At 38.2% G+C, this 22,659-nt stretch carries 17 protein-coding genes; 9 read left to right on the top strand and 8 right to left on the bottom strand.

Going from position 1 to position 22,659, the window contains the following annotated elements; genetic code table 11:
* Positions 1-76: 76 nt before the first annotated feature.
* The 5 genes from B9A52_RS10375 to tilS form a co-directional block, all read right to left on the bottom strand.
* Complete coding sequence (locus B9A52_RS10375) at positions 77-1,744, bottom strand: mechanosensitive ion channel family protein (protein WP_084120400.1); 1,668 nt, start codon at positions 1,742-1,744, stop codon at positions 77-79.
* A gap of 109 nt (positions 1,745-1,853) precedes the next feature.
* Positions 1,854-4,574, bottom strand: a complete 2,721-nt coding sequence (locus B9A52_RS10370; protein WP_231955561.1) for a hypothetical protein — start codon at positions 4,572-4,574, stop codon at positions 1,854-1,856.
* Between the two features lie 98 nt (positions 4,575-4,672).
* Positions 4,673-5,611 carry a malate dehydrogenase gene (mdh, locus tag B9A52_RS10365; RefSeq protein ID WP_084120398.1) on the bottom strand — a complete coding sequence of 313 codons (939 nt, stop codon included), beginning with the start codon at positions 5,609-5,611 and terminating at the stop codon, positions 4,673-4,675.
* A gap of 223 nt (positions 5,612-5,834) precedes the next feature.
* Positions 5,835-6,365, bottom strand: a complete 531-nt coding sequence (locus B9A52_RS10360; protein WP_084120396.1) for a Crp/Fnr family transcriptional regulator — start codon at positions 6,363-6,365, stop codon at positions 5,835-5,837.
* Between the two features lies 1 nt (position 6,366).
* Positions 6,367-7,683, bottom strand: coding sequence for a tRNA lysidine(34) synthetase TilS (tilS, locus tag B9A52_RS10355; protein WP_084120394.1), 1,317 nt, complete (start codon positions 7,681-7,683; stop codon positions 6,367-6,369).
* 49 nt (positions 7,684-7,732) lie between these two features.
* On the opposite strand from tilS, the gene B9A52_RS10350 reads away from it, so the two are divergent.
* From B9A52_RS10350 to B9A52_RS10315, 8 genes are all read left to right on the top strand, one after another.
* Positions 7,733-9,349 carry an OstA-like protein gene (locus B9A52_RS10350; protein ID WP_084120392.1) on the top strand — a complete coding sequence of 539 codons (1,617 nt, stop codon included), beginning with the start codon at positions 7,733-7,735 and terminating at the stop codon, positions 9,347-9,349.
* 188 nt (positions 9,350-9,537) lie between these two features.
* Complete coding sequence (locus tag B9A52_RS10345; RefSeq protein ID WP_084120390.1) at positions 9,538-10,245, top strand: T9SS type A sorting domain-containing protein; 708 nt, start codon at positions 9,538-9,540, stop codon at positions 10,243-10,245.
* A 67-nt stretch (positions 10,246-10,312) separates the two neighbouring features.
* Positions 10,313-11,200 carry an outer membrane protein assembly factor BamD gene (locus B9A52_RS10340; protein ID WP_084120388.1) on the top strand — a complete coding sequence of 296 codons (888 nt, stop codon included), beginning with the start codon at positions 10,313-10,315 and terminating at the stop codon, positions 11,198-11,200.
* Positions 11,201-11,228: 28 nt separating this feature from the next.
* Positions 11,229-11,546 (top strand): DNA-directed RNA polymerase subunit omega, encoded by a 318-nt coding sequence (locus tag B9A52_RS10335; protein ID WP_084120386.1) that lies wholly within the window; start codon positions 11,229-11,231, stop codon positions 11,544-11,546.
* Positions 11,546-12,754 (top strand): bifunctional phosphopantothenoylcysteine decarboxylase/phosphopantothenate--cysteine ligase CoaBC, encoded by a 1,209-nt coding sequence (gene coaBC / locus B9A52_RS10330; protein WP_084120384.1) that lies wholly within the window; start codon positions 11,546-11,548, stop codon positions 12,752-12,754. The genes B9A52_RS10335 and coaBC overlap by 1 nt, the downstream gene beginning before the upstream one ends.
* 26 nt (positions 12,755-12,780) lie before the next feature.
* On the top strand, positions 12,781-13,695 hold the full coding sequence (porD, locus tag B9A52_RS10325) for a type IX secretion system protein PorD (protein ID WP_084120382.1): 915 nt from the start codon (positions 12,781-12,783) through the stop codon (positions 13,693-13,695).
* 44 nt (positions 13,696-13,739) lie between these two features.
* On the top strand, positions 13,740-15,392 hold the full coding sequence (recN, locus tag B9A52_RS10320; RefSeq protein ID WP_084120380.1) for a DNA repair protein RecN: 1,653 nt from the start codon (positions 13,740-13,742) through the stop codon (positions 15,390-15,392).
* A 482-nt stretch (positions 15,393-15,874) separates the two neighbouring features.
* The gene (locus B9A52_RS10315) at positions 15,875-16,690 is read left to right on the top strand and encodes an enoyl-ACP reductase FabI (protein WP_084120378.1); all 816 of its coding nucleotides are present in this window, start codon (positions 15,875-15,877) and stop codon (positions 16,688-16,690) included.
* An 88-nt stretch (positions 16,691-16,778) separates the two neighbouring features.
* Here the strand turns inward: B9A52_RS10315 and truA are convergent, their stop codons facing one another.
* The gene (gene truA, locus B9A52_RS10310; protein ID WP_084120377.1) at positions 16,779-17,579 is read right to left on the bottom strand and encodes a tRNA pseudouridine(38-40) synthase TruA; all 801 of its coding nucleotides are present in this window, start codon (positions 17,577-17,579) and stop codon (positions 16,779-16,781) included.
* Between the two features lie 437 nt (positions 17,580-18,016).
* Here truA and B9A52_RS10300 point away from each other — a divergent pair, with 437 nt between their 5' ends.
* The gene (locus B9A52_RS10300; RefSeq protein ID WP_157370121.1) at positions 18,017-19,567 is read left to right on the top strand and encodes an immunoglobulin domain-containing protein; all 1,551 of its coding nucleotides are present in this window, start codon (positions 18,017-18,019) and stop codon (positions 19,565-19,567) included.
* A gap of 371 nt (positions 19,568-19,938) precedes the next feature.
* On the opposite strand, the gene leuB is transcribed toward B9A52_RS10300, so the two are convergent.
* Positions 19,939-21,000, bottom strand: a complete 1,062-nt coding sequence (leuB, locus tag B9A52_RS10295; protein ID WP_084120371.1) for a 3-isopropylmalate dehydrogenase — start codon at positions 20,998-21,000, stop codon at positions 19,939-19,941.
* Positions 20,969-22,588 (bottom strand): alpha-isopropylmalate synthase regulatory domain-containing protein, encoded by a 1,620-nt coding sequence (locus tag B9A52_RS10290; protein ID WP_084120369.1) that lies wholly within the window; start codon positions 22,586-22,588, stop codon positions 20,969-20,971. Before B9A52_RS10290 ends, leuB begins: the two co-directional genes overlap by 32 nt.
* Between the last annotated feature and the right edge of the window lie 71 nt (positions 22,589-22,659).

The following is a 22,659-nucleotide window of genomic DNA, read 5'->3' as shown; positions in this document are numbered from 1 at the left end:
GGAAGTTTAAGCCTGACTTAAGAAAATATGATAAGGAATTTTAACCCCAAGTATCGAATTAATCTGGGTTTGTAGGTTATTCTTTCCTAGTAAGTTCTTTGGCAATGAACTCTTGCAGTTTTCCTTTATAAACAGATGAATCTTGATGATAAGAAGGAACGAGTGTGTTTTTACCGGGGAAATCTTCCATGTGAAGTGTTTGTGTCGGGAAGGCAAATCTCACCCCAAGATTTTTGGCCAACTTTACAATAGAGACTAAAATTTCATGTTTGCACCTTAATTCTTCTGCCCAATTCGGCACTTCAAAAAAAATATAAAACATGATATCCTGACTATAGCTTGATAGATTATTGAAATAAATGTGGTACCCGTCCTTCCTGGTGTCAGGATGGTTTTCAACGATTTTCCTCAATCCTTCCACAAACACCTCCATCAGTTGGGGCGGTGTATCATAGGTCACTGTCAAAGTGGTGTAAAATCTTCTATACTGTCTAAGTCCGTGATTATCGATGGTGGCATCCGCAATTTTTCCATTGGGAATATACATGACCGAATTTCTGAAGGTCCTAACCCTTGTCGAACGGAATCCAACTTCCTCAACGGTGCCGTCCACATCTCCTGAGGTAATCCAATCTCCAACCTGGAATGGTTTATCTATAAAGATCATGATGGAACCAAAGAAATTCTTAATGGTATCCTGTGCCGCCAAAGCGAATGCCAAACCACCTATGGACAACCCTGTCAAAAACGGAACTATATCCACTTCAAGCCCTTCTTTGAGCACAAATAAAGTACCGACAATTACCACCAGAGCCTTAAGCGTTTTTCTGATCAATGGAACCAATTGATCATCAAGGGTAGATTCTGTTTTATCGGCCAATTTTGAAAAATACATAGCCACGATGTCCACAATTTTGTAAAAGACTATAGTGATAACAAAGGGCTTGGCTGCATTCAATACCTTCAGAACAAATGCAACCACCTCAATCGGTAATTGAAGCAATCGAATAAACAAAGAAGAGAGGACTACAATCAAATAAATACTTGTAACCCTTGCTACAGGTAGCAAATAGGTCTTACCCACATAGCCATAGCCTAATTTATTCATCAAGTATAGCAGGCCCCTGTCCAACAAGAGGGTCATGAGTTTATGGGAAAGGAACAGAACCAAGATAAGGAGAAACATGCCAGCCAATTGCCAAAAATGCAGGCCGAAATACATCTGATTTCCCAATTTGGGCAGGAAGTTCAATAACCTGTCAGTTCCATAGGGATAAGTCTCTTGGTGCATTTTCTCTATCTGCGAAACTGTCAGAGAACTGAATTTCCATTCTTCTCCTATTTTTTCCAGGTACACCAAAGGAAGATTCTTGGTATCAAAAAAATATTTCGCCTGATCACTGTATACCGTATCAATGTAATCCGGATCATTGGGTATTTCAGATATCCTGACTATGACACCATTCCCATCAAAAACCTGCTTGAGCTTGACAGCTAACTTTTCGGCATTGGGAAGATTGGCTTCTGAAAGCCTCAAAGCCTCAGCAGCTGATTTGGGATCATAATTATCTTCAGCAAGGTTATAAAAAAACGTCAGTGTAGTTGTATAGGGGGTATTTAAATTATGGTAGTTCTTGATATCTATGGGAACCTGTTTTTCATCAAGAATTACCTGGGAAAATAAATTCCCCGACCCACCTAATACTAAAAAAATAATATAAACTAATTTAATATACCTATTCATCTCAATTATTTAATTCGAAAGCAAAACTAACAATATCCTTTTGTTTGGGATAAGTAAATTCAAAAGAAAATGAACCAATGGGTAATTCCCCCCTAAGCGGAATTCAATTCTAAAGGGGAAGTTTGTATTCTGAAAGCCGGTTTCCATGGATCACGTAAATATTGTATTCATTATTCCCCGCTGAATATTTCATACCTATTTTTTGAAATCCATTGATAGGTCTTGCAGAAAGCAATTCACCATTTAGATCATAGAGATATATAAACTCCTGGTTTTTGTCGATTACCACAAAAATATTTTTATCCAATCCAAAAGAAAAAAACTGAAATTCCAGATTGTCTGAAAAAATATCCTTTTCAAAAAGCTCCTCATAATTTGCATCTAATACCGAGATACGGTTGTATTCATGAGCTACAAAAAGGTAGCGATCATCCTTTTGGTCTTTGATCAATCGAAACTCTGTTTCACGATCAGGCCTAAAAAGTTGATTTCGATATGTAATCTCTCCTGAAAAATTGGCCATTACTATTTCACCTGATTTGGTTATTGTCACCAATCGGTTGTCCTTAGCTTCTCCTCTTTCAAGAATAATGTAATCCGAACTCAGACTTTCGCCTAATCGTATAGGCCCACCAAATTGTTGGTCTCCCCGCCTATTAAAGTACAACAGATTACCGGAGGTTGTCATTACGACCATTCTATCTCCGATTCCAGCTATTCTATGGTGGGCAGGTTTGACAGCAAGCGGAGAACTGACATTTTTAGGGTTCCAGCCCTCTAGAAGATTTAGCTGCTTATCCAATAAATACAACTCCCCTTGGTTGGAAGCTACAAAAATTCTATAATCCTGATTATTGTCATAATCCAATAGATTGAGATGAGTGATTTCATTTTGATTGAGGCGGAATGGAAAACCGGGCAGCAATTCTCCAAAGCGATCCATTCCATAAATAAAATTTTTCGTCGCAAAAAGTAGCTGGAGTTTATTGTTTTTGTAATAATCCAGTTGAAAAACATCGGAGATTATAGGCCCATCCAATCCATAGGTGAAAACGGACTCTCCTTCCTCAGTAATCAAATGGACAATGTTCAATTCATCCTGGACAACAAATTCAACGCTCTTATCATTAAAATTCTGGATAATAACAGGCCCGAAAGCTAAATTTTCCCTAAACCCAAAAGTTGAATTTTCGATGAGCACTACCTGCTGCTCAGATTTCGGAATACTGAGTGTGTAAGAAAGATCCAAACTTAGCGGATAATGCTTCTCCTTATTATTTAATTTAAGCTGAACTTTATCAAAAGTTTGAAATTGGGGTAAATATTTTTGAAAAAATGATTTCCAATTCGGCGAACTGATTTCCAGGATATTTAGCCAGAATTTGGGCATGTCCAATACCAATCTATAAGCTGATTCAGATGATAGTTCCTCCAGAAGTTTTTTATGCTTCAATGACTTTCCCCAGGTATTGTCATTATTATAGTCATCTATAAAAAGTCTGATAGCTTTAATGCTGTTGGCAAAAACGAGAATATCTCCAAAAGCAGTCACGAAGGTATCATCAAAACCACTGAAATTCCCATTAAACAAATGTGCAGGTAATTCATCGGTTGGGACAATTAAGATTTCATTTCCCTGATAGGCTTCAACAAAGCCTGAAAAATCATTTCCTGATTCGGGACTTGCATTGAAATCCTTCAAAAGCTGAAATTGAGCAGCTATTTCCCGGGTATTTAAAATCAGAATCTTATCCTGTACATCCTGAGCATTTTTTTCAAAAAACATATAGCCTACATGTCCTGTCAGATTTTGCATAAATCCATTTTCGATAAGTTTATGCTCAATTTCTCCCAAAACGGTGCTTTTGAACGGGAAATCCGACGTCATCAGATCTTTCAATTGATTTATTTCTGCTAGCTGGTATTGAAAATAAGCAGCTGTCCTATTGGAAATAAAATCTTTAAAATAAGAGATACTTGGAGTCGGATTGACCAATAACTCTTTGTTTTTATCAACACCAAAAAAAGCATTACCTTCAAAAACGACCCGATCTTCTGCAAATCTGAGCTCAATATTAGCTGAGATATCATTCCGAGAAAAATCATCCAGAAAAAGAGAGCTTTGAAACTTTGATATACCTTTGGCCATAGTTGCCAATCCTGCACTTCCAAGCCTTAATACTCCCAAGCCTTGAGGTTGGGGCAATGCTTTAAACAATTCAACATAATGACTTTTGAAATCCTGCAATGATTTGTTTTGAGAAAATCTGATGGCATCCTCCACCAAGAAAGACGTTGAACTTGCGACTTGCAAATTACCGATTCTAGCAAAGGTCAATCCCCTACCACTATTCTCACTTTTGAATTCCTTGATTGAAACATTGCTATATTGGCGGGTTGAGACTGTACCTAATTGAGCTAAGTCTTCCTCCAAATCTGAGATTATATTAAAATCCCTTTCCTGCGGCAGTGCCAAAACAAATAAAAAATCAAACTCTTCTTTTCCTATAGCATGCAACGAAACAGAAAGTTGATTTCCCTTAAGAAATCTTTCCAGGTTACCGGATTTTCCTACCAAACTATCCAGTACCAATAGGCTGCTTTCTGAATTCTGAAGGGCAGGTATTTCTGACAATTCTTGCCAAAATGATTGAGTTACAAGCTTATTCCAAGCCATTACAGGTTCGTAGGTTTCAAAAACAAATATTGCTTCTGAAGATACCAACTCCAGTGCGTTTCTGCTTTTTTCCTGAAAAAAATACCTATAGGTCAGCAACCCTCCAATTCCGGCAATAACCAATATCAGAAGGGAAAGAAATATTTTTTTCACTAGGGAGTTTTGATTTGTTTGAATTGAAATCAATTAAGGCAAAAAAAACAAAAAATCCCGAGATTTGCCCGGGATTTTAAGCAGTATCTGAAATAGAATTATTTTGATGATAGCTTATCGAGAACTGCCATCACCTCTTTTACATGGCCTCGGGAAACTTCCAATAAAGCCTTTTCTTCTGCGTTTAGGTCAAGCTCCAACACTTTTTCAACCCCATTTTTACCAAGAATAACGGGAACTCCCAAATAACAATCGTCTATTCCATATTCTCCGTCAAGTTTGATACAAACCGGGAATACCCTTCTTTGGTTTTTCAAAATTGATTCTACCATTTGCGCAGCGGCAGCACCAGGTGCATACCAAGCTGAAGTACCCATAAGTTTGACCAGTTCACCCCCACCAAACTTTGTCCTTTCAATAATAGCATCAAGTTTTTGCTTGTCAATCAATTCTGTCACAGGAATACCTGCCACGGTGGTGTACCTTGGTAGAGGGACCATTGTATCTCCGTGACCACCCATTAAAATGGCCTGGATTTCTTTTCCTGAGATATTCAATTCCTCTGCAAGAAATGCCCTATACCTGGCTGTATCTAAGATACCGGCCATTCCCAATACTTTTGTTCTTGGCAATTTAGAGGTAATGTGAGCTTGATAGGTCATCACATCCAAAGGATTGGAAACTACAATGATGATAGCATTAGGAGAATGTTTCACTACATTTTCAGTGACAGATTTTACGATGCCTGCATTGGTTTCTATCAGGTCATCCCTGGTCATTCCTGGTTTCCTGGGAAGACCTGAAGTGATTACCACAACATCGGAGTTCGCTGTTTTGCTGTAATCGTTGGTACTTCCCACAGTCCTACTGTCATATTGATTGATAGGAGCCTTTTGCCAGATATCCAAAGCTTTACCCTCAGCCATACCTTCTTTGATGTCCACCAATACGATTTCCTCTGCAATTTCTCTATACGCCAATACATCTGCGCATGTAGCGCCTACGTTTCCGGCACCTACTACGGTTACTTTTGTCATGATTTTATGATTGTTTTAAGTTTTCAACATTCTTTTAAAAGTGGCGCTAAGTTATTAAACAAAGGCTGTTTTATAAAATTATACTCCTGATAACTTCTAAAACGAACAAGGACTTTTGCTAAATACTATAGTTCTTTTATTCAATCCTTTAATTAAATCTTCCGATGGCATAAAATAGAATTCACTGGACTTTGGAAAAGGGATTTTTGAAACTGAGAAAACCTTACATTTTGTCTTTGGATTCGAACATCTCACCCAGATTAAAAAATCCTAGAGAGTTTTTGTAGGATTTAAATAGTCTGTGGTTGTTTTCGTTGTAAATCTCGGAGAGAGATGTCATCATTTTTGCCTGAATCTTCGGGTGGTTATCAAAAATTTCCTGGGTTGCAAAATAAGGAATCACCATCAATTCCGACTGTTCTGAACTAACAACAGCTGTGTAAATTCTTTTGGTATTTTCGATTAAAGAATTCTCGCCAAACGCTTCCATTTTCCTCACCTCCTTGATCACCTCAAAATCATCTTTGATATCCAAAGTAAGATTTATGAGTCCGGACTTTACGATATAAAGTGCATGGCTGGGATCACCCCTAAAAAAAATTACTTCATCTTTAAGATATTTCCTGTAATGAATAGCTGATAGAAATCTTGCCATCTCGGAATTCTTCAGTTTTTCAAAAAGTCTAATCTGGGATAGAAACTGGAAAATTTCCAATTCTCTCTCATTGAAAGTTTTAGAAAACGGATTGATCATTTTATATCTTTTTGAAATACAACACCTTCTTGGTGGATTGACTGCATTTAAATTCCTCACTGATCCTCAAACCAATGACCCATGCAATCTTTCCTCCTGACCAAAGCACCAACACTTGTTTTTTCTGGATCAATGGCACTTTCAAATCTACCAATAAATCACTGATTTTTTTTTCATTCTCCATTCCTAATGGAATAAATCGGTCTCCATATTCCCATTTTTTTACCAACAGGGGAAACTCCAGTTTTTCCAGATCAAGCATGGCACTTTCGGAAGACTTTACTATTTCGAATTTTTCTTCCAAATGCAAAATATCAAACTTAAGGTTTTTGGTATTCATTTCAATATCATGCAAATGGATTTCCAATGGATCCCATTCAAAATCATTTTTTCCCAAAATCAATAAATCCCTATCCTTATTCAAAATATACTGCCCTGCATAAAACACTTTGCCCAGAACATTCAAGTCAATGGACTGTAGCATATCCTGCACATCAAAGTAGGAAAACCCGTAATCCCTCAGCCAATAATAAACCAAAGACTGCCTGCCCGGCATTGATTTTATAGCACTGATTTCAAGATATTGATAGTCATTTTCGGATTTTATGTGATCCTTTTTCCAGGTTTCAAACAATTCAAAAAATGCCTTACCTGTATCTTTCAATCTTTTAAAACTCAGATCCAGGGTCTGTAATCCCCCTTCAAAATCCTCACTCAAAGTGGGCAACACCCGATTTCGAAGAAGATTACGCTTATAATCATTGTCATAATTACTGCTGTCATTCCTCCAAGCGTATCCGTTTTCTTCCATAAACCCCGTAATCTGAATTCTTGAAAAAGGAAGAAGTGGGCGGATAATATTTCCTCTTTTGTCAGCCATTCCATAAACGCCCTCGATACCCGTCCCTCTTAAAAGATTGAGAAATACAGTTTCAATCTGATCTTCAAATTGATGTGCCACCAAAATTCCATCAAATCCATTTTCTTTTAGGAGTTCATCAAACCATTGATATCTGAAATCCCGAGCTCCCATTTGAGTGGAAATTCCGGATGACATGAATTGCTTTTTATTTGTTTTTTTGACAAAAAAAGGGACATTCCATGCTTGGGCAAGATCTCTGACAAAAGCTTCATCCTGATCACTTTCTTTCCCCCTCAATTGAAAATTGACGTGCCCCAAAGAAAAAGAATAACCCGATCTGAATAATAAATGGCCCAAGCAAACACTATCAATACCGCCACTGATAGCCAACAGATACGATTTATTTAAATCCAAAATATTTTTCGAGCGTATATGTGTTTTAAAAAGGTCTTCCATAATTCAAAAATACCATTTTTGGTTAATTTTGGGGCTGATTCCAAATCTAATGATCAAAAAACCATATTTTCTGCTCTGCTTATTTTTTTTAATCATAATTCAGGTATCTGTTGCTCAAAACGTATTGGAGATTCAGAATGCAGAATTATTGCAAGGTGCCACTGGTTTTGAAAGACTACTTGAAAACGTCAGGATGAAACATCAAAATTCCCTGATATACTGTGATTCCGCTCATTTCTACAGGAATGAAAACAAAGCAATTCTATATGGAAATGTCAGGATTGAAGATCAAAATGACCCAATTACCACTTCAAGCAGGTACGCTGAATATGATGGGAATACCAAAATTGCAAAATTAAGGAACAACGTGGTTTTCAAAAATGAGTCTACGACACTATATACTGATTTTTTGGATTATGACAGATCCACAGGCATTGCCAACTACTTCAATGATGGTAAAGTAATTGACAGCACAAATGTACTGACCAGCAATAAAGGGGTTTATGAAACAAGTCTTGAGAAAATTACTTTTACCGATAATGTTATTTTGATCAACCCTGATTACACACTTAAAACCAACTTTCTGATCTATAAGACAGTACCCAAAACTTCGGAGACAATTGGGATCACCAACATTGTATCCAAGGACGGTGAAAAACTGAATGCACAAAAAGGGAGTTTTTATGATACTGAACGCAAAATTTTCAGATTCTTTGACGGGGATGTTGAAACCGAAACCACCAAGGTCTATGCGGAGACTTTATACTATGATGAAAATCAAAAATATTTTGAGGGTAGAGTCAATGTCAGTTTGCTGAACAAGGAGCGAAATATTGAAATATTCGGGGAGGAGGGGAAATATTGGGAAGACAGGAAATACAGCATCGTTTATGGTAATTCCCTGGTCAGGAAATATTTTGAGACCGATACATTATTTATGATTGCAGACACCTTGATTTCGCAGGATAGCGAAAATGCGGAAGAAAGGCATCTATTGGCCTTTCATAAGGTCCAATTGATAAAATCCGGATTACATGGCAAATCTGATTCTTTGGCATACATATATTCTGACTCTACGATGCATTTATACAATGATCCTATTCTATGGGACAATAAGAGTCAGATATCCGCCGACAGCATCCGATTCTTGATAGCAAATGAAGAAATTGATGAAGTTCATCTTATCCAAAAGGCCTTCAGTGTAACCATGGATACTATCGGTAATTTCAATCAGATGAAGGGACGGAAAATGACCGGCTATTTCACAGACCAAAAAATCAGCAAACTTCATATTCAGGGAAATGGCGAATCAATTTATTTTGACCTAATTGGGGATTCTACCATGAGAGGAATGAATAAAATGCTGTGCGCTAATATCATTATGTTTTTTGATGATGGTAAGCTTGTCAAAACAAATTGGCTGGTACAGCCTGAAGGATCCTTCAAACCACCCCATATTTTAGAGGAAGATGAGAAGCAACTCGAGGGTTTTAATTGGAGAGAAAGTGAAAAACCCAACATGGAAATCATCAATTCCTGGAGGACTCCTAAAAAAAGAGAGGAAAATGAATTTAATTTTTTCAATGAACCGGATGCTCTAATTCCCTATCCGAAAGAGGAGGAAATACAAAAATTATTAAAGGAAAAACTTAATAAAAGGGAATAAAGTCATTTAAACGATTTTTGACAGGTGGATCTGAAAAATCTTCAACGGCTACAAGTAAAAAAAATTTTATAATGGTTAACAAATTTTAACCGTAAATGCATATATTCATGAAACCTAAGTGTTAATTTTATACGTACTTATATTCAATTAAATATCAAAAAGTAATTGGCCTATAGATAAAAATTTACATGAAATCCTTTTTACCTCTCCTATTTATTTTAACTTTTATTCTTTCTACGCACGTAGGAGCTCAGGTGAGAGTATTGTCTGAAAATACAGAATTCAGTGGGAAAATAGGTTCGTCACAACGCAAATCCCTGATCATTCAAAATGAAAGCAATCAGGAAAATGAATATTTTCTGAAATTTTTACGTGGAAATGTAGGTTCCTCGCAGAATATTAAAATCTGTATCGCTGACAAATGTTTTGATCCAAAGAAAGATTTATCAAAAATCAAACTAACGCTATCTCCAAACGAGATTTTTACAGACCTATATTTAGAATTTGATTTGGGCATAACCGAAACCAGAGGGAATTTTGATCTGCATTTCGTCAACTCAGAAAATTTAAGGGATGTTTTTGTAATTGAAGCGGTCTACGATGTCTTCAATCCCAGCGTTGAAGAAACTAATCATAAGGATATTTCTATCGGAAGTATATATCCTAACCCCAGCAATAGGATAGCCCAAATTGATTATGATTTTAAGAATCCAAATGCAGTAGCTAAAATATCGATCAATAGTTTTATAGGCAATCCTGTGGCAGAATACATTCTTGACCCGGTAAGTAAAAGCCTTGTTATCAACGTGGCAAACTTCAATCCGGGAGTTTATTTTTACACTTTATATGTTGACAACAAGAATATAGTCACCAAAAAACTCGTTGTTAAAAAGTAAAACCAGTCTGTTCCAGGTATAATTGGATAAATATTAATATTCCCTTATATTTGCGCCTCGAAAAATAATGAAAAATCTCTCTCTATTTCTATCCTTATTTGTTGTCCTTTTGGGACTTTCTTCCTGCGGAAAGTTTTACAAATTAGAGAAAAGCACCAATTGGGAAGAACTTTATGAATCCGCCAATACATACTATAATGCAGAAGAATACAGCAAAGCCATTATTTTGTATGATAGAGTACTCCCTGTAATTCGCGGAAGTGAGAAAGCAGAACTTGCAGACTTCAATTATGCCTATTGTCACTTTAGACTAAAAAGATATATTGAAGCAGCAGGATATTTCAATTCATTTTATCAGACTTACAATAGAAGCCCACTTGCAGAAGAAGCATTGTTTATGAATGCTTATTCCCTGTATTTGGACGCGCCGGATTACAATCTTGACCAAAAAAGCAGTAGGGATGCCGTCAATGCCATACAGCTTTTTTTGAGCAGGTTCCCAGAATCTGATTCTTTTGAAAGAGCTACGGATATGATTGATGACCTTCAGGTAAGGTTTGAGGAAAAAGCCTATCAGGAATCCATATTGTATCTGAGATTAACAGAGGGATTATACCCCGGTGAATTTTACCGTGCTTGCTTGATTAATTTTCAAAACTTCGCTAAAAACTACCCGGACAGTAAGCACAATGAGGAATTGGGATTCAAATTGATTGAGGTTGCATTGAAATATGGAGAAAGGAGTGTTTTCGACAAGAAAGAAGAAAGACTGAAGGAGGTAAGCAAATATGCAGATCAGTTCATAAGAAAATATCCTGAAAGTAAATATTTGGGTCAAATAAATACCCTCGTAAAGGAATCTGAAACGCTCTTAGTAGCCCACTTAAAAATCAAAAAAGATTACGAGGAACAATTAGCGAAAGCTCAGGCTGCCAAAGAGGCAGAGAACAACTAACTTAATGAAATTATAAATAACTAATCATATGGCAATCAATCCATCAATTATCACCAGAGATTTGGATAAGGTTTCGGAACCAACCGGAAATCTTTATGAATCCATTCATATTGTATCTCAAAGAGCAAAACAGATTTCTTCTACCATGAAAGAAGAACTCAACAATAAGCTTTCTGAGTTTGCTTCCACTGTCGATAATCTTGAAGAAGTATTTGAAAACAAAGAACAAATTGAAATTTCCAAATTCTATGAAAGAATGCCAAAACCATCAACTTTGGCTATGGAGGAATTCATGGAGAAGAAGTTATATTTCAGACATCCTGATACAACCACCGAAGGTGAATAATGCAACTTAAAGGAAAGCGTATATTATTAGGAGTCACAGGTAGTATTGCTGCCTATAAATCAGCAATACTAGTTAGACTATTGGTCAAAGAAGGTGCGGAAGTTCAGGTCGTAATGAGTACTTCCGCCCTTGATTTCATTACCCCATTGACCTTGGCTACCCTTTCCAAAAACGCAGTTCACCATCAATTTCATGACCCAAAGTCTGGAAAATGGACAAATCACGTAGAGTTGGGTCTTTGGGCAGATTTATTTTTGATAGCTCCCATTTCTGCCAATACGATTTCCAAATTTGCGAACGGTATCTGTGATAACCTTTTGTCTGCTACCTATCTATCTTCAAGATGCCCGGTAATGATCGCTCCTGCCATGGATCTGGATATGTATCAGCATCCATCTGTTAAGAGTAACCTGGAAAAATTGTTGAGTTTCGGTAATTTAATCCTTGATGCTGAAGATGGTGAACTTGCGAGCGGTCTATCAGGATTTGGAAGATTAATGGAACCGGAACATATTCTTGAACATGTCATAGGTCACTTTTCCAAGAATGGGATTTTTGCAGGAAAAAAAATCCTAATTACCTCAGGACCTACCCAGGAGGCAATTGACCCCGTAAGATTCATCAGCAATCATTCTTCCGGAAAAATGGGAGCAGCTATAGCTGATGCATTTGCTGACAAAGGCGGCGAAGTTTACCTTGTTTTGGGAGTAGGTGCCAAAAAACCAAGCAACCCCAATATAAAAATATATCCGGTAAAAAGTGCTAGGGATATGTATCAGTCGGCATCCAATCTTCATTCCCAAATGGATATATGTGTTTTTGCTGCTGCAGTGGCTGATTATGCCCCCAAAGATATCGCATCAGAAAAGATCAAGAAAGAAGGAGAGGGAATGACCTTGGACCTTGTTAAAAACGTTGATATTGCCCTTTCTTTAGGTAAACTGAAAAAACCTCATCAAATCCACATTGGTTTTGCTCTGGAAACAGAAAATGAGGAATTCAATGCCAAGGCTAAACTTACCAAGAAAAATTTTGATATGATTGTCCTCAACTCTATGAAAGATACCGGGGCTGGATTCCAATTGGATACCAACAAGGTCAGTCTGTTTTTTGAGGATGGCCGATCTTTAATCTCAAATGTCCTTCCAAAAAAACAAATCGCAGAACTTATTTTGGAAGGAATAAAAAACATCCCTGTTAAAATCTGAGTATTGAATTATCGTTATCTTTAAAGATGAAATTCAACGTGAGGATAATATTTGTTTTGTTTTTATTTTTTCTCTGCAATCTTTCAGGTTTCAGTCAGGAACTGAATTTCACAGTAATTATTAACAGCGACAGGGCAAGGACCCAAGAGACTGCAATTTTTACAGACATGAAAGTCAATTTTGAACAGTTCTTAAATGGCAGATCATGGACAAATGACAAATTTCAACCCAATGAAAGAATCAAAGGCAATTTATTGATTACCATCAGTGACATGCCTCAAGTTGGGTTTTACAATGCTACCGTACAGATTCAGACTGTCAGACCAATCTATGGCACAAATTATGAGAGCTTGGTCATGAATTTTATTGACCGGAACTGGTCTTTTGAATTTCTTCAATCCCAGCCTCTTGAGTTCAACCGCTTCTCATTTTTAAATAACATCAGCTCTCTGCTTGCATACTATGCCTATATTTCATTAGGATTTGATTATGACAGCTTTTCCTTAAGAGGGGGCGATCCATATTTTGAAATAGCCAACACAATCGTCAATAACGCCCAGCAATCTCCCAGACCGGGATGGGGACCTAGCCCTAATGACAGGAGAAACCGGTATTGGCTGATCAATGATATATATACTTCCTCTGTTTTCAGCAGTATCAGAGAGGCAATCTACCTTTACCACAGAAAAGGAATGGATGTTATTCTGACAAATCCTGAAGAAGGATATCAGAATATACTTCAGGCCATAAAGTTGGTGGCTGAAGCAAATGAAGCCCAACCCAACAGCATCTTCACCATTGCATTTATTGACGCCAAAAGCGATGAAATCAGTAAGATACTGAAAAATGCACCCAAAGAAATCCGAACTCAGGCTGTAGAATTGCTTTTACGGCTTGATCCTAATAATTCAAGGAGATACAACGATCTTTTGAAAGGTTAAGGACATTTTTGTTAAGTTTGTTTTTCTGAATATTAAACCAAAAAATGCTCAAATCCCTCACCATTGCAAACTATGCACTGATTCAAAATTTAGAAATGGAGCCCAGTCCATATCTGAATATGATTACTGGTGAAACAGGTGCGGGTAAATCCATTATGCTTGGTGCAGTAGGACTTTTGTTGGGAAACAGAGCAGATATTAAGACTCTGCTCGATACTGACAAAAAATGTGTGGTAGAAGGGAATTTCTCCATTCAGGATTATGGGCTGGAGGATTTTTTCAAGAATGAAGACCTGGACTTTGAAAAGGAATCAATCATTCGAAGAGAAATAAGCCCTTCAGGAAAATCCCGGGCATTTATCAATGATACGCCTGTAAGATTGGAAACCCTCAAAGATTTGGGTAAGTATCTTATGGATATTCATTCCCAGCACGATAACCTGCTTTTGGGGGATGGGGAATACCAACTCGGATTGGTAGACGCTTTTTCATCGAATAAAACTGAACATGATGCATACCTTTTGTCCTACTTAAAATTTCAAGCTGCTAAAAAATCTTTGGATAAATTGTCTCTGGAAGCCTTGGAATTAAAGAAAGAAGCTGATTTCAATAAATTCCAATTGGAAGAGCTTTCGGTCCTCCGATTGGTGGAAGGTGAACAATTGGATTTGGAAAATGAACAGGAGATCCTGGAAAATGCTGAGGATATTAAATCCAAAATACAGGAAATACTTTCCCAGTTGAATGATGAGGAGTTCGGTGGATTAAAGACTTTGGCGTCGGCCAATCAAAGTATTCAGCAATTGACAAGATTTGCTCATAAATTCGAACCTTATGGGGAAAGATTCAAAAGTGTTTTGATAGAGTTGAAGGATATTGCCGAAAGTATGGAAGAAGAAGATGGGCTCATTGAAGTGGATTTTGAAAAACTGGAAATTGTAAGGGAAAGATTAAGCAAAATATATCACTTACAACAAAAACACGGGGTCGATTCTGTTGAGGGATTGATGGAGTTGGAAAAAGAATTAGCAGACAAGGTATTTCAGGTAGAAAACTTGGATGATGCTTTGGAAAAACTTCAAAAAGAAAAGGAACTTGCAGAAAAGGAATTAATGGAAAAGGGAGATGCACTGTCAAAAAAAAGGATGTCAGCATTTCTTCCTTTTTCAAATCAACTTGCTTCCTTATTACACCAACTTGGAATGGAGAACGCCCAAATCGATTTCTCCCATGAAAAAACCAGTCCCACAAAAAACGGTCTGGATAAAATCGACATTCTTTTTTCAGCCAACAAGGGTGTCAAACCTCAAGCCTTAAAACAAGTGGCCTCAGGCGGTGAATTTTCCCGTTTGATTTTTGCCATCAAATACATTATGGCTGATAAAATGGCTCTTCCTACTCTTATTTTTGATGAAATAGACACAGGAGTCTCCGGAGAGGTAGCACTTCAAATGGTACGCATGATGCAGGATATTGCCAAAAAACATCAGGTAATCTGTATCAGTCACCTCCCCCAAGTGGCCGCAAAAGGCAATCAGCATTATTTTGTTTATAAAGACAACAGTTCCGAAAAAACCATCAGCAAGATCAAATTGCTCCAAGGAGAGGAAAGAATCCTCGAAATTGCCAAAATGATAGCCGGAGAAAATCCATCCAATACAGCATTTGAAAATGCTAGGGAGTTGTTGGAGAGGTAGGGAGGTGTTTAAGATGCGCTATTTGATTCAGGCGTCTTCCCGAGTCCCCAATATTTTGAAAATCTTAAGAAAAGGAATGACATCAGGTTAAACCCATCTGGCCTCGGCAAGCTCGGCCACCGGGGTCGTCTAGTTGAGAGGTGGGGGTGGGAAAAGCGGCGCCGCCGCTTTTCCCACCCCCACCTTTATTAACCAGATTCTCCGTTCCCCGAGCTTGCCGAGGGGCAAATCAGAATTCTATCATTGGTAGTAATCAACATTTTATAAATATTGGGGAATCGCAATGATGGCACCCCATCATCTCTCATCTCTTTCTGAAATCTCTATTCAAACCCTCTTGGTTCTTGTATCTTGGCTCTTGGCTCTTGGCTCTTGAATCTAATCCTCGCATCTCTCATCTCAAATCTCTCCCCTCCCCTCTCAAATCTTAAATTTTTCCCTATTTTTACCCTTTGATTTAAAACCAACCAAAACGATATATTATGCCTGAGAATTTATTGAAAGGAAAGCTAGGAATCATCACAGGAGCCTTAGATGAAAACTCCATTGCTTGGAAAGCTGCTTTGAAAGCTCACGAACAAGGTGCGAAGTTTGTACTGACCAATGCGCCAATTGCGATGAGAATGGGGGCTATCAAAGAATTGGCAGAACATTGCAATACTATTATTATTCCTGCCGATGCCACTTCCTTGGAAGATATTGAAAAATTATATGCCGAATCAAAGGAATATTTGGGTGGAAATTTTGACTTTTTGTTGCATTCGATAGGCATGTCACCCAACATCCGAAAAGGCCGATCCTATGGCGATCTGAACTATGATTGGGTTAATAAATCCTATGATGTATCCGCTATTTCTTTTCACAAAATGATGCATATCGCCGAGAAAATGGATATAATGAATGAATGGGGCTCCATTCTCGGTTTGTCATACATCGCTGCACAAAGGGTTTATCCTTTTTATACAGATATGGCTGATGCCAAAGCTTTATTGGAAAGTATTGCCAGAGGATATGGCTACAGATATGGTAAATTGAAGAAAGTAAGGGTAAATACTATTTCCCAATCACCGACCAAAACTACAGCAGGAACAGGAATCGGCGGGTTTGACGCCTTCTACAATTTTGCTGAATCCATGTCCCCATTAGGTAATGCTTCAGCTGAGGCTTGTGCGGATTATATCATCACCATGTTTTCAGACCTCACTAGATATGTCACCATGCAGAACCTCTTCCATGATGGCGGATACTCCACAACAGGCATCTCAGAGGAATTGATGGAGCAGTTCAGGGATTTGTAGGGAGCAGCTTAGAAGACCGAAAATTAGAGAGGGTTTAACCCTCTTTTTTTGTGGGAAAAAATCATCATCATCAGTGTCAGAATTAACATTAAAGGCCCAAAGAATCAACCTTTTTGATAAATTCGACTTTTTCGAGAACCAGACCATTTGCAGGGGCATGTATGGGAATGTTTTGGAGTTCAGGTTTTTTCAATGACTGCGCAATTTCTTCCAAGCTTAAATTTCCCAATCCCAATTCAATCAGTACCGTAATCATCTTCCGGATTTGATACCGTAAGAATCCCTTTCCTTTTACTATGAAGGTATATGCCTGCTTGGGAATCAATCCCAATCCTGCATTGGCATGTTGGATAATATCCGCCTCTATAATTTCCCTGAAATAGTCATCGCTCACTTTATCAATTGAACAATAGCTTTGAAAGTTGTGCTTTCCTTGAAACAACTTAGCCCCTAACTTCATTAATCCAATATCCGGATATCCTACAAAATAGGCCAAATTTGCTGCTGCAAAAGGATGGAACTTCTCCCCGAAAGCAAAGTTGTAATGATATTCCTTGTAAGCTACATCCTGAATGATATTGAAATGGGATGGAGCCGGTTGAACTTCCAATAATCTGATATCCGAGGGTAATATTGCATTGACAGCATCAAGAAGATCAAATGGCATTTCATGTTTGAGAAATAATTCGAAAGCTCCCCTGTTACAAGACACTCCGGCATCTGTCCTGCTTGCACCGAGGATGATAGAATCTTCATGCCTGAGGATAAACCGGAAGGCTTTTTCCAAAGTCCCTTGAATAGTTTTGACGCCGGTCTGTTTTTGCCACCCGTGATAACCTGTCCCGAGGTATTGAATATAAAATAGGTAAGTAAAAGGTCGGGACCGCATTAAAGGATTGGGGGAAGTATTTGTTTAGGTCAATAAAAGTAGAACGATATTCTCAAATTGAAAAATTCAAAGACAATTGACTAAATATGAAAGTTAAAATTTGGTTAAAAATCCCAAAGTCTTTGAAAAACCGAATTATTAAAATCCTTCTATCTTTTTATTTTTTTATTGATAAAGATTTATTATGATTTTTATCAATAAAAATGATGTTTTTTTAAAACTAATAATTATTAAAAAAATTAAAATTAATCTGTTTATTATTATAAAAAAATTATTCTTTAAAAAAGAACTCATCACAATATTATTTTCCCCTTTAAAAATCATATTTAAAATTTTTATAGTTTTCAATATATTATTTTTGCATATTAAATACTATTTTTTGTTTTTTATAATTTTTAGTAGATTTGATTATAACATTAAACACCAATTCAACACTTATGAGAAACTTTTCAATCGCCGGCAATCTGAACAAGGTTTGGATGCTGGCACTCGTCGCCTTTATGGTGGCATGCTCTCAATTTGAGGCCCAAGGGCCTGATGATGTTAATCTGGAAAATGCTGAGGAATTAGCCTCCGCATTTAGTATGGATCCTTATGGATTAGGATTGGAGAATGCGCGGGTTCCTTTAGAAGGAAAAGGAACTGCTTCGGAACCAGTTTCAGATGGAGGGATAACACCATACATCATAACCGGTACAAGTGGTGGTGGCAATAGAACTTGTGATGAAGTAGCAACTGCATACGGCATCGGTTCTTTTGAAAATTCGTTTGAACAAATAAATACACCATTCACAAACAATACCGCCACATTTGGTTTACTTACTGCCACTACAGATGGAACTTTTGTTTCATGGAGCATAGAAGTTCCAGAAGGATATTGCGTTAAATATGTTGCAGCTGTTGTTAAAGGTGGTAATGATGCCAATGTTTATTTCTATGAAGGAGATGTTAGTGGTGATTCTGGATTGGCTTCTCCTGGCGCTGGTGGTAGTGGCGGTGCTGCTTCATTAAGTAACCTTCGTTTTTGCTATACCTTGGAGGAAAAGCCTGATGCTCCAATAGTGGAAGGTGATGAGGAATGTTTTGTGGAAGACTTGGTACTGAGAGCCACATTGGCGGATGGTGTTACGATTCCGGAGGGATATACACTACAATGGTACAAAAAAGTTAATGGTGAATATGTAGCACTTGGAGAAGGTGAAGAACCAATATTGGATGAAGTGGGCTCTATTGACTATTATGCAGCTTTTGTAAACGGTTGTTCAAGTGAAATGTCAAATGCCGCCACCTTGACTATCAATCCTTTGCCTGGCCCACCAACTGGTGGAGATCAGGATGAGGAAGTCTGTGATTTTAGTAAACTTACAGCTACGGTTAAAGATGTTCCAGATGGAGTCAGCATCGTATGGTATGATGCCCCAACGGGTGGTAATGTGGTTACAGATCCTTCCTTGGTATATGATCCTTCCGGAGACGAGGTTCAAACAGCGACTTTCTATGCTGAGGCTGTAAATGACGAAACAGAATGCGTAAGTGCAACAAGGACCATGGTTACTTTAACATTAAGACCTTGCACAAGGGAATGCTATGATGATGAATCTGCTACTGGTAGAGGCAATGCATTTACTAATAGGCGTCCAGCCACCTGGTTTCAGTGGAATACTAGAGGTGAATTAATAACTGGAGTTGATCTGGTTTATGGCAGGCAACTGGAAAAAGCAGGTAGTGTTACCATTTCTGGTCCTGATGGAGGCTTTAGAACAATAACTGTTACCCTTGATCCAGGTTTTAGATTTGCACAAGATGCTGATGGCAACATCGTAAGCGGTGCGCTTAAAGTTTTCGCTTCTAATACTCAATTTACACAATTCAGTGGGTTCAGCGGAGCTTTACAAAGTAACACCGCAACAATACGTGTTCCGGATACAGGCTTCTACTTTGTTCATGGAGATATAGAAAGAAAGATAGATTGCCCAATTGCAGATTAACAGAAACATTTAACCATTAGACAACCAAACCCTGGTAGCTTGAGTTACCGGGGTTTTTGATTTAAGATATTGTATTGAACAACTATTTTTGTACTCAAGGATGATTTATTAACTAACGAAATGACAAAGTATAGGCCAATGTTACTCTTGATCCAAATACAGCATTAAAAATTTGCGATAAACTTATCTTTGCCACCTCGACAACAGGAGAACTCTGTAAACATCAAGGCTAACAGATTTCTCCCTATGGTCGAAATGACAAGGACAAGAAAATTCAAGTAGCAATCCATCAAACCAAGGATATGTCTTGCGTCTTGTATCTTTTGCCTTGTGTCTTACATCTTCAATCTCAAATCCAACGTCTCAAATCTCTAAACATTCTCCGCTAACCAATCGCCTACTTCCGAAGTTTTAAAGGCTTTTCCGCCTTCAGCAATATCCTCTGTAACGATACCTGCTGCCAAGGACTTATTGACGACATCTGAGATGGCTTGTGCCTCAGCTTTGAGATCGAAAGCATAATCAAACATCATGGCCGCGGATAACACGGTTGCCAATGGGTTGGCAATATCTTTTCCCGCAGCTTGTGGATAAGAACCATGGATGGGTTCAAATAGCTTGTTCTCGGTACCTAAGGAAGCCGATGGCATCAGTCCCATAGAACCGGAAATCACAGATGCCTCATCTGTCAGAATATCTCCAAAAAGATTTTCTGTGATCAACACATCATAGGCCTTTGGCCATTGGATCAAGCGCATGGCCACGGCATCCACAAATTCATATTCCACCTTCACATCAGGATACTCAGGTGCCAATTCCTGTACGGTTTCCCTCCATAGTCTTGAAGTTGCCAAGACATTGGCTTTATCCACGCAGGTGAGTAATTTTCTTCTCTTTTGTGCGGCCTCAAAACCCATTCTTGCCAATCGGGTGATTTCCTCTTTGGTATAGACATTGGTATCAAAAGCTTTGGTACCTTGTTCATTTCTTCCTCTAGGTTCTCCAAAGTAAATCCCCCCTGTCAGTTCCCTGAAGAAAACGAAATCAACTCCCTCCACCCTTTCCAATCTCAAAGGAGATTTATGGATCAAAGATGGGAAAGTAAAAGTCGGTCTCACGTTAGCAAACAAACCCAATTGCTTCCTCATGGATAAAAGACCCTGTTCAGGCCTGACCTTTGCCTTAGGATCATTGTCATACTTTGGATCACCAATGGCTCCAAAAAGAACGGCATCAGCCCTCAGGCAAACCTGATGGGTGGAATCAGGATATGGATCTCCTGTCAGATCAATAGCCGTTGCTCCTACAGGTGCTTCCTCAAATGTAATTTTGTGATTGAATTTTTTGGCGACAGCATTTACTACTTTAACTGCCTGTGCAATTACTTCAGGGCCGATGCCGTCACCCGGCAATAGCGCGATATTCATTTCCATAAAAGTTCGTTTTTTCTTGGTCTGGGGTATCTTTTGGATTTTTTTTATCCCCTGGTATATTGATTTTAATCTGCTCAATAATATTGAGCATTTTCTCTGTTGCTTTTAATGCTGCTACAGTTTGGTCACTGTCAAGACCTTTGGTTTTAAATATCTTCCCATATTCCCAGGTAATAACCGTTTCCACAAAGGCATCTGTTTTCCCCCCTGGTGGAATGGTCACATGATAATTGACCAGTTTTGGTAATTCCCTGTTGATAGATTTGTAGATCTTTTTCAAGGCCTTCATAAAAGCGTCATATTGACCATCCCCTGATGAACCTTCCTCATAGCTTTCGCCATTGATGCTGATCTTCAATTGAACAGTTGGTCTGAGGCCTTTGGAATGACTGAGGTTATAGCCTTCGATAAAGATATTATGAGATATGGAGTTGTTTTGAAGTACGTCTGAGATGATGTAAGGTAAATCCTCTGTGGTGACCCGCTCCTTTTTATCCCCCAATTCAATAATTCTCTGGGTTACTTTGGTAAGTTCATCGGGTTCTAGGGAAATCCCCAATTCCTGGATATTCTTGACAATATTGGCTTTGCCTGAGGTTTTTCCCAAAGCATATTTCCGTTGCCTTCCAAAGCGTTCGGGAAGGAGATCATTAAAATAAAGATTCTTTTTATTGTCTCCATCAGCATGTATGCCTGCAGTCTGGGTGAATACATTTTCCCCAACAACAGGTTTGTTGGATGGTATATGTTGTCCGGAAAATTGTTCCACCAACTTACTTACCCTAAAGATCTTGTTTTCCTTTACACTCAATCTGAAATCAGTAAAGTCCTTTAAAACAGCTATAACCGATTCTAAAGGTGCATTTCCGGCCCTTTCTCCCAAACCGTTGACAGTAGTATGGATTCCCGAAATTCCATTATAAATGGCTTCGAGCACGTTGGCTACAGAAAGGTCATAATCATTATGGGCATGAAAATCAAAGTGGGTATCCGCGTATTCGGAAGTGATCAATTTGATAAAATGCGAGACTTCCCTAGGATGTAAAAGTCCCAAAGTATCCGGTAACATGATTCTACGAACAGGCAATTGTGTCAATTGACCAATCAAATCCATGGTATAATTCATGGAATTCCTCATTCCATTACTCCAATCTTCCAAATAGACATTGACGCATACCTTTTTGGATTGGGCATATTCCACGCTTTTCCGGATATCTTCAAAATGCGCCTCAGGTGTTTTTTTCAATTGATGGGTAAGATGATTTTCTGAACCCTTTGTCAAAAGGTTCATCACCTGTGCCCCGGATTCTAAAATCCAGTTCACAGAAGCCGGAGTATCCACGAATCCCAAAACCTCAACTCGGTCTAAATATCCTTTTTCAGAAGCCCATTGGGTAATTTTTTTCACCCCTTCCATTTCACCTTCCGAAACCCTGGCCGATGCCACCTCAATCCTGTCCACCTTTAGTTCTTCCAATAGCAATTTGGCTATCTGAAGCTTTTCTGAAGGCAGGAAAGAAACTCCTGAGGTCTGTTCTCCATCCCTCAGTGTGGTATCCATGATTTCTATTTTCCTGTTGTTACCCATTTGGATTGTAGATTGTAGATTGTAGATTTTAGACTTTAGTCCCGTAGCAATCGGGATTGGATTTAAAAATC

It is taken from the genome of Aquiflexum balticum DSM 16537, from assembly GCF_900176595.1.
GTDB lineage: Bacteria > Bacteroidota > Bacteroidia > Cytophagales > Cyclobacteriaceae > Aquiflexum > Aquiflexum balticum.
This window is presented reverse-complemented; position numbering and strand designations above follow the sequence as displayed.